Consider the following 14,565-nt stretch of genomic DNA (forward strand, 5'->3'; position numbering starts at 1 on the left):
TGACTACCATTGCCGTTTGTCCGGGCGCGAGAGGCCGAGTTTTTCGATCCGGTAGCGCAGCATGTCACGGCTCAGTCCCAGCAATCGTGCGGACTTGGTCACGTTCCAGTCGGTTTTGTCGAGCATCTTGCGCACCATGTCGCGCTCCACTTCCGGCAGGTTCATCGACTCGGTGCCGTTGTAGGCCGGACGCGGCTCGAAGTGCTGAGGCTCCTGCAACACGGGCGGGTCGTCCACCAGGCTCAGGCACACGTTCAGTTGATGCGCGGCAATGGTGTCGCTCTGGGCCAGCAGCACGGTCTGCTCGAGCATGTTGCGCAACTCGCGCACGTTGCCCGGCCAGCTGTAGCTCAGCAGCAGCTCTTCGGCCTGGTCGCTGAAATGCAGGTTCGGCTTGCCATAGCGTTTACCGTGGGCGGCCAGGAAGTGCCGGGCCAGCAACAGGATGTCTTCGCCACGGGCATACAGACGCGGCACCTTGATCGAGATGATCCGCAGCCGAAAAAACAGGTCGCGACGAAACTTGCCCTGCTGGACCATCTGTTCAAGGTTGCAATTGGTGGCGCTGATCACCCGCAGGTCGACCTTGCGCTCCTTGACCGAACCGACCCGGCGGATGGTCCGGTCTTCCAGCAGCTTGAGCAGCTTGGCCTGCAGCAGCAGGTCCATCTCACCCACTTCATCGAGAAACAAGGTCCCGCCATCGGCGGCTTCCACCAGCCCGACGCGACGGTCCTTGGCATCGGTGAACGCGCCCTTTTCATGGCCGAACAGTTCGGATTCCACGAGGTTGGACGGAATCGACGCGCAGTTGAACTCAATGAACGGCCCTTTGCTGCGCGGCCCGTCGAAATGCAGCGCCCGCGCCACCAGTTCTTTACCGGTACCCGTCTCGCCTTCTACCAACACGGGCGGCAGGTCGGTATTGGCCATGCGCCGCTCGGCGTCGAGCAATTGCGCGATGGTGCCTTTGAGGTATTGCATGGGTGCCGATTCGCCGATCAAGGCCTGCACGCCAGACTTCTGCGCTTCGCGCTCTTGATAGAACGACAGTGTGCGTTCCATGCGGTCAGTCGCCAGGGCCTTGTCCAACAGCAACTTGAGCTCCGGCAAGGCCACCGGTTTGGTGACGTAATGGAACGCCCCTTCTTTCATCGCCACCACGGCGTCTTCGACGTTGCCGTAGCCGGTCATCATGATCACTTTCAGGTCCGGCGCGCTGACGCGCAACTTCTGGATCAGGTCGTGACCGCTCATGCCCGGCAAGGAGTTGTCGGTCAGCACCACGTCCGGCGCGAACGTGCGCAATTGCTCCAGTGCATCTTCGGCCGAGTGGCAGACCGTCACCTCGAAGTCCTTGCGCTCCAGGTAGGTCTGAATATTCTCGGCGAGAAGTTCGTCATCCTCGACCAGCAGTATGCTGTGTTCCATATTCCCCTCCCGTTGCTACTTTAAAGTTGAGACAGACGCGAGTTCCCTCCTGCTCTCGGCTGGTCAGTTCGACCGAGCCATCGAAACGCTCCATTATTCTTTTGACCAACGCCAGGCCCACCCCCAACCCACCTTGTTTGGTGGTGAAGAACGGCTTGAAGACCATTTGTTGCTGCTGCGCAGACATGCCCTTGCCGGTATCGCTCAATGTCATGCTCAGGTACCCGGCCTGGGCTGCATCGAATTCGATGGTCAACACGCCCCCCTTGGGCATGGCTTCCAGGGCATTGGCAAACAGGCTATTGAGTATTTGCGTGAGCAGCACGCGCTGGCTGACGATCGGTTCGACCGCCAAAGGCGTGAAGCGCACTTCGACGTTAGAGCGCTTGATCAGTGCATCAAAGGCGCTGAGCGTATCGTCGACGGCGAGCATCAAGTCCACCGCTTCCGAGTCGTCATTGGCCGGTCGCAGGGACACCAGCAACTCACGCACCCAGCGGGACATGCGATCGACCTGACTGATGATGTCGCCAATGTTCTTTTGTGCACTCTGGCTGGCAATTTCCTGGGCCAGTTCGGCACTGGAGCGGATGTTCGCCAACGGGTTGCGCAAACTGTGAGCCACCGCCGAGGACATCTCGCCCAAGGCGACGAAGGTTTCATTGGCGATCAATTGGGTTTGCTGGCTCTGCAGCAATGTGGCCGCCCGCCGCACGATCCAGAACAACCCCAGATAAATCACTGCGCCGCCCAGTGCGGTCGCCAGCCAGATCGCCTTGAAGCCGCGCTGGATACGGGCCACCAGATCCACCGGTTCCTTGTAGATTTCCACCATGGCGATGACTTTGCTTTTGTCGGCATTGAACATCGGGATGTAGTTTTCGATGAACAGATAGTCGGGCTCGCGCAACAGTCGCTGTTCGGGACGCTCGTCATCAATCTCGTGGTAGCTGGTGGACACCGCTTCCTTCATTTCAAAGGATTTGTCGAGCTCATCGTCGTCTTCAATGCGCACACCGATCAACTCAGGGTTGGTCGACCACACCACCGTGCGATCGAGGGCGTACACGGTCGCCAACAGAATGTCCGGCAGATGCTCCACGTGGTCGAGAAACTCGATGCGCGCATTCGCTCGGGTCCCGGGGTCGACGTCGGGATAAGCATTGTCATCGCGCGGGTCGAGCATTTCGCCCATGGTCCGGTTGGGGTTGATCGACGCGTGACGGATTTCCGCCGCACCGATGGCCTGGATGAATTGCGCGGTCAGCATGGAGTCGCGCTCGATACTCTCCTGGACCACAAACCGCGTGGAAATGAAACCCAATCCCAACGCCACGACCGTGATGATCAAAAAACTGCCGACGGAAAACCAGCGCAGCAGATTGAACTGGATGGGCCAGCCCTTACGCTCTGCGGCCGGTACCGGCGCAGGTAGTTTTTGTTGTTCTGATCTCGGCATGGGCGTATTCCGCTTTGCTTCTACAGCGGTATTTCAAGTCAGTGTAGGTGGCATTAATCGCCACCGACGGTCCAATGATAGTATTTCGCCGCTATTGTGTTTGAGCGGCCAGTGTTTGCTGGCGCTGCGTCTCTTCCTGCAAGAAATCGATGATGGACTGCGCCGATTGTTCATCCATTCGCAGGTTGGGCATCGGGATCTTTTCGAAGCGTTCGAACAGCGCTATGGCAATCGGGTCCTTTTCCGCCAGCATGCGGTCCGGCTCGCGAATCCAGCGGTTCAGCCAGGCCGGATCGCGCTGACGGGTCACACCAATCAGGTCCGGCCCGATGCTGCGCATGCCGATGCCCTGCCCGTCTTGCGGGCCGAGGCTATGACACGAGGCACAGCGGGTGCGAAACAGCTCTTCACCATTACTCGGCGGGCGGATCTCGGGCGCATCGGCGTAGCTTTCTTCGATGCTGGGTTGCTTCCAGTTCTGCAAGGTGTTGGCCAGTTGGTCCGCCAGAATCCACGGATTCTCAAAGGGCGAGGCTTTCATCCAGCGACCGGTTTCCTGGTTGCCCACGATCAGGCTCAGGTTGTGGTCCTTGCTGCGGCCGTTGTCGACGCCTTCGATGAACAGACCGAGCTTGTGCCGCAACTCGGTGACATCGGCGAATTCCCCGGTGAGAAATTGCCAGCCCGGTCCGACCTTGAACCGTTGTGCATAGGCCTTGAGCACTTCGGGCGTATCGCTCAAGGGATCAATGCTGATGGAGTAGAAAAAGATGTCCTTGCTGACCCGGTCACCCAGCAGCGTTTGCACCTGACGCAGGCGCGCGGTTTCCAGCGGGCAGGAATCGCTGCACGAGGTGAAGATGAAGTTGATCACCACCACCTTGCCCTTGATCAGGTCATCGAAAAAATGCACCTGCCGACCGTTCTGGTCGGTCAGCAGGGTGTTGGGGAAATAGTCGCCGCCCCAGGGTGTCGCCGACGGGGTCGGCGGCGCTGCAACCTCGTGAGCCACCAGCACCTGACTGCCCAGCAGACAGGTCACCAGCAGCAGCACGAGGTGCATGCCCAGGGCGCGGGAGCGCGGCGTGTGTGGTGTTGTGTCGGCTCCCGTGCGATTCATTTTGTCACCGTCACTTGCGGGCCAAAGCCGTCGCCATTGCGGAAGGTTGGCAGCGCGGCCGAGTTGACGTAACGAACACCGTCCCAGCTGGGCAGAGGCGTTGGCATCAACTGGAATTGCCCTGGCTTCTCAATGTCCCAGCGCAGCAGCATGGAGTTGTCTTCATGCTGGGTGTTGTGACAGTGCTCCATGTACGTCCCGGCGAATTCGCGGAAGTTGATCGCCATCTCGACGCTGTCCAGGCCATCGTTTTCCGAGCCGATCCGATACACGTCCTTACGCGCCCATTTTTCCCATTCCGGTGGTGCCTTGCCGCCGCGACTGAGGATGATCCCCTCCTCGAAGTGCACATGCACCGGATGGCTCCAGCCTTTGCCGCCAGCCTTGATGTTCCACACCTCCAGGGTACCGAAGCCACTGACGCCCGCGTCGGTCGGACCGGTTTTCAACTGGGTGGCGGTGTTCAAGCGCCGAGGGTCCATGTGGAAACCAAAACCGCCGTCAGTCTTGACCGTCCACGGTGCTTCATCGGTGCCGTCGGAACGGCCGAAGGTGAGGGTGCGGTGACGGGCCTGGGCCAGCAATACCTTGTCGGCTGCGTTGTCGCGGTGGATTTTCAGCGGGATCATCACCATGCCTTCAGCCTTGCCCGGTTTGGCCGGTTCATAGGCCGCCGGGTCCATGGCCAGGTCCTGGCCGGTGTAGGCCTTGACGTTGAGCTGCAGCACTTTGCCCACGCTGGGATCACCCTTGTCCCACTGCGGTCCTTTGCTGCTTTGCTTGATCACCGCGAGGTATTTTTCCGAGAGCACATCCGCCAGCTCGATGGGTTCTTTGGGACCCTTGCCGTCGTCGTGGGCCATCAGGTTGACCACGAACACCTTGTCGCCGGCCTTGATGCCGTTTTTCGCGAAGTTGACGATGATGTCGAAGCGCTCGGCGATGCCTTGGGTCGGCAGAATCGCGAAGTGATTCTTTTTATTGCCATCCGCGTCCAGGTCCATGGTGCCGTCGAACGGCACGCTGTGCTCCATGATGTTGCCGTCGTTGGCGATCATATGGAACGGCACCCGAGCGTAGGAAACCCCGGAGTTCTTCGGCCCCTGGAACTCGCCACTGGTGCCTTTGATCTCGCGCACGATGGCGAACTTGAAATAGCGCGACACCGAGCCATTGAGGAGGCGGAACCGGTAGCTGCGAGCACGCACATCCAGGGTTGGTTTCCACTGCCAGTTGACCAGCATCTGGTCACCGAGGAAGCCGTCGGTGTTGAAGGGGTTGAACCACAGTTGACCGCTCTGATCCCACGCCTTGTCGGCGAACACCAGGTTGACGTCATAGTCGCGGTTGCCCCACGGCAAGGCACTGCCGCTGGGGAAACGCAGGTTGACGCCGTCGTTGACCGACTCGTTGCCGCGATCCAGGGCGCTGTAGTAATTCATCATCGCCGCGTTGCCCTTGTAGACGTTCTGCGCGGTGAAATCGAGCATGTGGTCGTGGAACCAGTGGGTGCTCATGGTTTCGCGCCAGTCGCCACGAATCTTGATCGTGCCGTTCTCGCAGGTCTTGCGGCTGGGGCTGAGGTCGTTGGTCCACAGGGTTTCCCCCGGCGCGCAAGGGAACGCCGCACGCGGGTCATGGGCATCGGTATTGATGCTGTCATAACCGGCCAACTGGATCGGCCAGCGATAGTCGTAATACTGGCCGGGGAAGAAAAACGCGTTGGCATAACCGTCGCTTTCCGCCGGTGCGTGACCGTTGTGTTCGTGGGTACTGATGGTGTGCAGGCCAAAGCCCATGTTCGCTGCCGGGTCGATCGGCAGGCCGTTGTAGTGGCGCATCAGCACGGGCTGTCCGTAACGGACCATCAACAATTTGGGTGGCAGGGTGCCGTCGAAGGTCCACACCGAATTGTGATTCTGTACCGGCATGTTCGGATGGAAACGCGCGTCGACGCCCTTGGCAGTGCCATCGGTGGCCGGTACGCCAGCAACGTTGTGGTAAAGGCCACCGGGGCCGAACTCACCCAGTGCATAGCCGTGCATCTGACGACTGTCACGCAAGCCACCATTGACACGCGCGCCGGTCTGCACGGTCTTGTAGGCCAGTTGCGGGTAGAACTCGTTCCAGCGTTGATGGGACCAACCCTTTCCTGGCGGGCGGCCCTCGGCGGACGAGCCGATGTGCCGGTTGAGGAAATATTCGATCTGCGCCTGCCACGGGTTGCGGTCGACCACGTTGGAGAACTGGCTCGGGAAAGGTGTCAGCCCCGGTTGGCGCAAGAAGGCATCGAGTGCCGCACTCGGTGGCGCACTGCGCGCCGCACTGGTGGGGTCTTGCTGTGGCGCCGGGCCGATGGCCGCCGGTGGAAATGGCAACGGGGCTGCCGGTGTGGTGGGGTCGAGTTTCTCCGGGCCGAACTCTTCGAACAGCACCAGCTGTTGCGTGAACGGCTGCGCACCAAACAATGGGCTCGGCTTGCCGTTGGTGGGGTAATTGAAACTGGTCTGCACCGTCGGCAGCAGGATGTTTTCCTGACGCGTGGTGTCTCGGCTGCCTTTGACGCCATCGGGCAGGTCGAAAGAATCTTCGTTGGCCTCGGGCATGGTCAGGATGGCGTTCAAGGCGCCCGCCTTGTCCTCGGGTTCATCGTAGTAAGCCGAGGGGTCCGTGGTTTCGGGCTGTCGTTCATCATCGATAGGGCTGGCGCGCAATGTCGCCGAGCCCAGGGTGACAGTGAGCACGACGCTCAGAGGCGCCATCAGACCGAACCATTTGAAGGGGTGCCGCGCTTTTATGTCCATCACCAGCCGCCTCGAAGTCATGAAGGGGGTGCTGGTGGTTTTGCAAGGAGCTCGCCATCTTTGTAACAATTTTATACAAAAGTATTAATACTTAATAAAACAATGGCTTAACGACATCAATGTGCCACGACTTAAAAAACGACTGGGGAATGACACCCGCTACCGGGGAAAGTTCGCACCCGTTTTCAGGGGGTAAGTTTGAACGTCAGACGGACACAGGTGCCCTCGCCCTCACGGCTTTCCAGGGTCACCGCGCCACCGAACCGCTCCATGATCCGCTTGACCAATACCAGGCCAACGCCCAGCCCGCCTTGCTTGGTGGTGAAGAATGGACGGAACGCCATCTTGCGTTGCTCCGCCGTCATGCCCTTGCCGTTGTCGCTCACCACCACGCTCACCGTCTGATCGTCGGTCGACTCCAGCCGGATGCTCAGCGTGCCGCCCTTGTCCATGGCTTCCAGTGCGTTGGACAGCACACTGTTGAGGATCTGGGACAACTGCACCTGCTGGCTGAGCACCATGGGGGTCGTCGCGGGCGCGAACTCTACCTGGATAGAGGCTTTGGCGATCTGCTGCTCGAACGCCATCAGGCTGTCGTGCAACGCCGCAACCAGGTTCACCGGCTCCGCTTCGTCATTGAGCGGACGCAAGGATTGCAGCAGCTCCCTCACCCATTTCGACATCCGGTCCACCTGACCGATGATGTCATTGATGTTCTTGCGCGCCGCGCCCGCGTCGAACTCCAGGGCCAGCTCGGCACTGGAGCGGATGGTTGCCAACGGATTGCGCAAACTGTGGGCCACCGCCGAAGACATTTCACCCAGGGCGACAAAGGTTTCGTTGGTGATCAATTGCTTCTGCTGCGCCGCCAGCAAAATCGCCGCGCGCCGCACGATCCAGTACAGCCCCAGGTAAATCAGGCCACCGCCCAGCGCCGTGGCCAGCCAAATCAGCAGCAGTCCGCGCTCCATGCGATCGATCAGGTCCCTGGGTTCCTTGTAGATCTCCACCATCGCCGTGACCTTGTCACCGTCGGCATCGAAGAGCGGAATGTAGTTTTCAATAAAGATGTATTCCGGTGGCGTGACGAACTTCTGCTCCATGCGCGATTTGTCGACGTCATGGTAACTGGCAGAGACCGGAATCCTGGACTTGAACGCTTCTTCCAGGTCTTCATCGGAGTGGATCGCGGTGCCCATCAAGGCCGGGTTGGTCGACCAGATCACGGTGCGGTCAGGCGCATAGATGTTGGCCAGGATCACGTCCGGCAAATGCTCGATGTGGTCCAGAAACTCACCGCGAGCCGCCGCGCGTGCCAGCGGATCGACGTCGGGAAAATTCCTGTCCTGGCGCGGATCGAGCAACTCGCCCATGGTTCGCACGTGAGGGATCGAGACGTGGCGTACTTCGGCCGACGCGATCGCCTGTATGAACTGCGAGGTCAGCAACGCATCACGCTGCACGCTCTCGGTAATCACAAACCGCGTCGACACAGCCCCCAGCGCCACTGCCACCGTGCCGATCACCGCCAGGCTGATCAGCGAAAACCAGCGCAGCAGATTAAACGGCTGCTTTCGCGCGCTCAAACGGACATCGCCCTGCTCGGACTGGAGCGTTTGTGTTGGCATATTCATCGACGATATTCCCCACGGTTTCCCCTATAGGGTTATAGCCCACTCGCTGATGTTTGCCCGATTCCGGGGGTTGCCGCCCCCCAATCCCCCCCGCCCCCATCTACCCCCAACTGTGGGGACAGAGGCCCGTCGGGTTTTTCCGCAGAAAGCCTTCCGTGTACCAGCGCAAGCCTGTACGCCGGGGCTGTGCGGGCGATTTTTGTGTGTTGGTATGGAAGTTGCCAAAACCCCTCTTAACTGGCCCATCCCCCAGGGACAGGTCTCCGATAGAGGGAATACACATGCACCCTTTACTGTCCAAAACGGCGGCCGCCCTGGTCGTCAGTGCTCTAGCCCAAGGTGTCGCTCAGGCGGCGCTGTTTGCGGTCGATCCCGGCCCCTACTTGCCCGACAACGGTGGCTTCGCCGCCTGGTACCAGGACACCCATGGTCGAACTCTCGACCTGTGCCTGTCCAAGGCCGTGAGCTCTCGCGTACCCGGTGCACCTGGCGCGCCGAGCTACATGTGCAACCTGTTGCCGACGCCGGGGGTTTTCGACGATGCGCAACCGGTGGTCTTCCCCACCAACTTCCCCGATGAAGCCTTCTGGTTCACCGCTGACGGTGCAATCGTCGATGCGGCAAGGGGCATCGATCTGGCCTATGGCTCAGCCATCGAAGCGGCCTTCGCCGCCGAAGAACCGGTAGAAGGTGATCAGGTCAGCTTCGCCCGCGTCCGGATTCGTGTCGACGTGCCCACCGCCGGCACCTACGTGATCACCCACCCCTACGGTGTCGATGTGTTCAACATCGACACCCCCGGGCGCCGGGCGATCAACATGACCCGGGACATCGGTATCGGTTCGCCGAAGACCTACGACGGCGCGCTCAAGGGTGACGTCGGCCCGTTCCTGCGCAGCGTCAACGGCCCCTACACCGAGACCAACCCGGTAACCGGCAGCGCAGAACAATTCGTCGGCGACCCCAACCTCAATGAGGCGGTCACCGGCAGCCCGTTCAACACCAACTACATCCGCATCGAAGGGCCCAATGGCCTGGACTTGCGCACCACGGTGTTTGCCATCTCGGGCAAATTATCGACCGTGGTGCGCCCGACACCGATGATCACCCAGCGCAGCACTTACTCGCGCAAGGCAGGTGACAGCGCACCGGTCGCCCAACAAGACGTTTTCGTGATGGCGCCACCGCCACCGGCCACCGTTGCCCTCACCAGCAGCACGCCGGTCCTGAACCTGAGCGAAGCTGACACCACCGGCAACTGGTACGCGCAGTCGTCGGTCAACCCTACCCTGCCAACCACCTTGCAAGTGACCGCCGACAACCACCTCGCCATCGCCAGCAGCACGCCGACCACGCTGCCCATGGCGCTGACCGACCTGGTGGTGATCCAGCGTGCCGAGTACAGCCTGAGTTCCGGGCAACTCACCCTTGAGGCCTCGACCAGCGATGAAACGTCGCCGCCGGTGCTCACGGCAACGTCCAGCACCGGCGCAGCGATCGGTGCACTGAGTGGCGATGGCGCGGTGAAAAGCCTGGCCACCGGCATCTCGCCAATCCCGCCGGCCAAGGTTCGCGTGACGTCATCCAATGGCGGCAGCGACACCGAAGAAGTGGTCATCGTGCAATGAACGCCCACATGCCCAGATCCTCATCAGGAGGCATCATGAACAATTGGCCACGCCTGGCGCTCAATGCCCTGGGACTGACTCTATCGCTGTCCGGCAGCGCCTTCGCGCAACTCGCTGCCGTCGACCCTGGCCCCTACACCTTTGCCACGGGGAAATTCCCCATGTGGTACCAGGACAACAATCTGCTGTCGATGGAACTGTGCCAGTCCCGGGCCGCGAGCTCGCGGGTGCCGGCCACCGTACCACCGGCCTACATGTGCACCCTGCTGCCGGAACCGGGCATCTACGACGACACCCAGCCGATGATATTCCCGGATAACTGGCCACCGGAGGCGTTCTGGTTCCTCGCCGAGACCGCTATTGCCGACAACGGTGCAGGCTATGGCGTGGACGCCTACGTCGCCGGGATTGAAGCGGCATTCGCGTCGGAAAACCCTGTCGATGGCGATCAGCAAAGCTTCGCGCGGATTCGTATCCGGGTGAACGTGCCCACCGCCGGTACCTACACCATTACTCACCCGTATGGCGTGGAAACGGTCAACGTCACCGCACCTGGACGCCGGGCAATCAACATCACCCGCGACGTCGGTATTGGTGCTCCAGGCAACTTCACCGGCGCCGTGGGTGGTGCCATCGGGCCCTTCCTGCAAAGCGTCAACGGTCCCTACACCGAGGTGAACCCGGACACCGGCACGGTGGAAACTTTCGTCGGCGACCCGAACCTCACCGAGCAGGTCACCGGAAGCCCTTTCGACACCAACTTTTTGCGCATCACAGGTCCTGCAGGCACCATCCAGACCAACCTCTTTACCCTCGCGGGCAAGAAGCTGGACAACCGCGCCCAGACCCACGTCGAGCTGGATCGCGCGACTTACCGGCGTACCACGTCGGGCGGCAACAGCAACGTCCAGGTCGAGGTATTCGCCAAGGCAGACAACAGCTCGACCCTGTGCTTCCGTGAGTCCATCGCGCTGGTTCCCGGACCACCGTTGACCCCTTGCCTGACCACGCTGCTGGGCGACAACACCGGGCTGTTCTTCGGTCAGCGCCTGGCCAACGGCCCCGTGCCTCCGGTCGTGGTGGTCACCGCCACCAACCCGAGCGGCACCACGCGCCCAACGGCGGTATCGAGCAAGCTCACGGACCTCGTGAAAATCCAGACCGCTCGCTACAGCTGGAGTAATCACAGCCTGCTGATCGAAGCGACCTCGTCTGACGAAGTGGCGGTGCCAGACATGGTCGCCCAAGGCTACGGACGCCTGTCGAAGTCCGGCACTCTGCAAAAAATCACCATTGCCGACCTGTCCCAGCCACCCGCCACCGTGACGGTAAAATCCGCTGCCGGCGGCAGTGACACCGAGCCGGTCGTGGTCGTTGGCAGCGCCCCCAACGTCGGGGAAAACCAGCCGCCGCTGGCCGTCGCCGATACCGGCAGCACCAGCTTCGGCGTGCCCATCACCCTCAATCTGCTGACCAACGACAGTGATCCCGACGGCAACACGCCGCTGAGCATCACGGCGCTGACCCAACCGGCGGCGGGCCAGGGCACTGTGGCATTGAGCGGCGCGGCTGCAGTGATCTATACCCCGCCTGCGGTGGTCAACGCCCCGCTGACCACGACCTTCACCTACAAGGCTCAAGACGTCAAAGGCCTGGCCTCGACCGCTGCGGCGACCGTGACCATCACCGTGGCGCCTAACCAGCCTCCGGTGGCCGTCAACGACGCCGTCGCGACTCTGGGTGTGGCGATCCCGATCAGCGTGCTGGCCAACGACACCGATCCGGAAGGCAACCTGCCGTTAGCGGTGAACAGTTTCACTCAACCGGCAGCAGGTCGCGGCACCGTCAGCAGTAACGGTACGGTGCTCACCTACACCCCGCCGGCCACTGTGACGACGGCTTTCACCACGACCTTCACCTACATCGCCCGGGACAGCTTCGGCGCCCTGTCGACAGCCCCGGCGACGGTCACCGTGCAAGTCTCGCCACGGCCTGCTGCGGAAACCTTCGCAGTGACCACGGCAACGGTGTCGGCACGCTCCAACAACCGCTTCACCTGGGACTTCGCCGGCACCTCGTCGGTGATCACCGGCAACACCATCACCGTGCGGGTCAGCACCCCGACGGGCCCGGTCACCCTGGGCACCACCACAGTGCCGGTGACCGGTCGCTGGAGGCTGACGGTGAGCAACAGCACCACGGTGATTCCGTCGGCGAACCCGACCGCCACCATCACCTCGTCCCAAGGCACCGTGCGTACGGTGTCGGTCACCGCGAACTGAGCCTTCGCCCCATCGACCTTCGGGTGGATGGGGCGGGTCTCTTCCAACAGGACAACGCCATGAAAACTTCGACCGCCGCCCTGCTCTGCCTGCTCCTGCTTTGCAGCAGTGCGGGCGTGCGCGCCGACGATTTGATGGAAAACGACGACCTGGCACCCGGTGCCGACCTCGGCGAGTTGCCGCCGCCCATCGGGCAGCAAGCGCTGATCAACCAGAACGGACAGGCCAACGTTGCACTGGTCAGCCAGAACGGCCAGTCGCTGCTCGGCAACATCGTCCAGTCGGGCAGCAATCAGGAGGCTTTCATCCTCCAGCAAGGCAACGACCTGATGGCAATGATCAACCAGCAAGGTTCGGGCAACAACGCCGAGATCACCCAGACCGGCAGCCACAACCGCGCGCAGATATCCCAAAACGGCAAAAACAACGACGCCTCCATCGACCAGGCAGGCACGGGGCTTTCCAGCGCCGTTTCCCAGTCCGGCAATGGCATGAGCGTTTCGGTCAAACAATATCGCTAAAGCACTGCACTACCTGGAGGTTTCATCATGTTCAAACTGACGCCCCTCACCGCCGCCATCCTGGTCATTGTCAGTGCCCAGGCCATGGCTGACGACAGTGTCTCGACCCAGAGACAATTCGGTGATGCCAACATCGCCAATGTAAAACAAAGCGTAGCGCCCTTCGCCACCGCCACCCAGCAGCAATTCGGTCAAGGCAATGACGCAGCCGCCGTGCAAGACACCGCGACCAGCAGCATCGACCAGAACCAGGCCGGCGACTACAACGCCGGCTACGCCGAGCAGCTGTTCGAAGACGGCAGCACCATCGTTCAGCAGCAAGTCGGTGTGCTCAACACCGCCCATGCCAGCCAGTCCATCGGTCTGACCGGCAACCAGGCCGTGCAACAACAGCAAGGCAGCGGCAACTTCTCGTTCCTGTACCAAGACAGCCAGCAAGGCTCGTCAGGGTTCACCTTCCAGTTCGGTGACAGCAACGAAGCCAACATCGAACAAATGGAACTGGGGGACGCCAACACCGCCACCGTCACTCAATACGGCACCGCCAACTACGGCACCGCCGAGCAGGTGGGTCACTCGGGCGGCCAGATCGCGATCAACCAGAGCGGCACCAACAACTATGCCTATGGCGATCAGCGCAGCGGCGTCGGTGGCACCGTCACCATCAACCAGTTCGGCGACATGAACGGCAGCGAAGTCTGGCAGTTCGGCCAGGCCGCCAGCCAGGTCCTCGTCAATCAATATGGCGGGGCCAACGAAGCCATCGTCGATCAGAGCTTCGGTTCCAACAACGTTGCCCAGGTCCTGCAAGTCGGCGACCTCAACGCCATCTACGCCGACCAGTTCGAATCCATCGGCTCGACCCTGGCGCTGTACCAGCAAGGCACCAGCAACGTGCACTTCACCTACCAGAGCGGCGACAGCCACGTGCTCAACGCCACCTCGGTGGGCAGCGACAACAAGGTCTACGCCAGCAACTGGAAAGGCCCACAAACCGGTGGCCAGTTCGGCACCAACCAACGCGCGACCGTCACCCAGTCCGGCAACGGCAACGTGGCCAACTTCACCCAGGACGGCGCCGGCCATATCATGACCACGAACCAGACCGGTATTGGCAACAAAACCACGGTCAGCCAGGCTGACTCCTACAACGAGCTGTACTTCGACCAGAACGGCAGCGACAACATCCTCATCGCCGACCAGCGCGGTACGACCAACCTTGTTCAGGGCTCTTCCAACGGCACGGGCAACAGCAGCGAGTTTGATCAGTCGGGCACCGGTAACCAGGCGTTTACCAATCAGATGTATGGCAGTGATAACCAGATCATGGTTAAACAGGCCGACAGCATGAACGTCGCGTACGTGACTCAAGGCGGGACGGGGAACGTTGCTAATGTGGATCAGAGTGGCGTGAACCAGATGGCGACGGTGCAGCAGTTTGGGGCGGCTAACTCGGCGACTGTTTTGCAGCAGTGATTGCAATACACAACCGCGGCCCTTTTTCGGGTCGCGGTTTTGACAAGCTTCAGCATTTCTCAACCAGTTATTCTAGTAAAAAACTAATAACCTTCGAAAAACTGTTTAACAATCTTAAACAATCCTTCTCTTCGCTTATAATAGTCAATGTCCATGTCGCGTATGACGTTTCGATACCGACGAGCTACTTCATGGCTAGGAACGTCACTT

The 14,565-nt window shown here is 61.0% G+C and carries 9 protein-coding genes; 4 read left to right on the plus strand and 5 right to left on the minus strand.

Going from position 1 to position 14,565, the window contains the following annotated elements:
• Positions 1-3: 3 nt before the first annotated feature.
• From H7698_RS27630 to H7698_RS27650, 5 genes are all read right to left on the minus strand, one after another.
• Positions 4-1,431, minus strand: a complete 1,428-nt coding sequence (locus tag H7698_RS27630) for a sigma-54-dependent transcriptional regulator (protein ID WP_194693496.1) — start codon at positions 1,429-1,431, stop codon at positions 4-6.
• Positions 1,400-2,890, minus strand: coding sequence for a sensor histidine kinase (locus H7698_RS27635; RefSeq protein WP_194693497.1), 1,491 nt, complete (start codon positions 2,888-2,890; stop codon positions 1,400-1,402). The genes H7698_RS27630 and H7698_RS27635 overlap by 32 nt, the downstream gene beginning before the upstream one ends.
• 91 nt (positions 2,891-2,981) lie before the next feature.
• Complete coding sequence (locus tag H7698_RS27640; RefSeq protein WP_194693498.1) at positions 2,982-4,010, minus strand: SCO family protein; 1,029 nt, start codon at positions 4,008-4,010, stop codon at positions 2,982-2,984.
• Positions 4,007-6,814, minus strand: a complete 2,808-nt coding sequence (locus tag H7698_RS27645) for a multicopper oxidase domain-containing protein (protein WP_194693499.1) — start codon at positions 6,812-6,814, stop codon at positions 4,007-4,009. Before H7698_RS27645 ends, H7698_RS27640 begins: the two co-directional genes overlap by 4 nt.
• A gap of 185 nt (positions 6,815-6,999) precedes the next feature.
• Positions 7,000-8,448, minus strand: coding sequence for a sensor histidine kinase (locus H7698_RS27650; RefSeq protein ID WP_194693500.1), 1,449 nt, complete (start codon positions 8,446-8,448; stop codon positions 7,000-7,002).
• A gap of 281 nt (positions 8,449-8,729) precedes the next feature.
• On the opposite strand from H7698_RS27650, the gene H7698_RS27655 reads away from it, so the two are divergent.
• Genes H7698_RS27655 through H7698_RS27670 form a run of 4 tightly spaced genes read left to right on the plus strand, consistent with a single transcriptional unit; the run spans position 8,730 to position 14,355 of the window.
• Positions 8,730-10,076 carry a hypothetical protein gene (locus H7698_RS27655; protein WP_194693501.1) on the plus strand — a complete coding sequence of 449 codons (1,347 nt, stop codon included), beginning with the start codon at positions 8,730-8,732 and terminating at the stop codon, positions 10,074-10,076.
• Between the two features lie 35 nt (positions 10,077-10,111).
• A complete protein-coding gene (locus H7698_RS27660) occupies positions 10,112-12,358 on the plus strand; it encodes an Ig-like domain-containing protein (RefSeq protein ID WP_194693502.1) in 2,247 nt (748 codons plus the stop codon).
• 59 nt (positions 12,359-12,417) lie between these two features.
• A complete protein-coding gene (locus H7698_RS27665; protein WP_194693503.1) occupies positions 12,418-12,879 on the plus strand; it encodes a curlin in 462 nt (153 codons plus the stop codon).
• Positions 12,880-12,906: 27 nt separating this feature from the next.
• A complete protein-coding gene (locus H7698_RS27670; RefSeq protein WP_194693504.1) occupies positions 12,907-14,355 on the plus strand; it encodes a curlin in 1,449 nt (482 codons plus the stop codon).
• Positions 14,356-14,565 lie beyond the last annotated feature (210 nt).

This window comes from Pseudomonas sp. p50(2008) (assembly GCF_015351605.1).
Taxonomy (GTDB): Bacteria; Pseudomonadota; Gammaproteobacteria; order Pseudomonadales; family Pseudomonadaceae; genus Aquipseudomonas.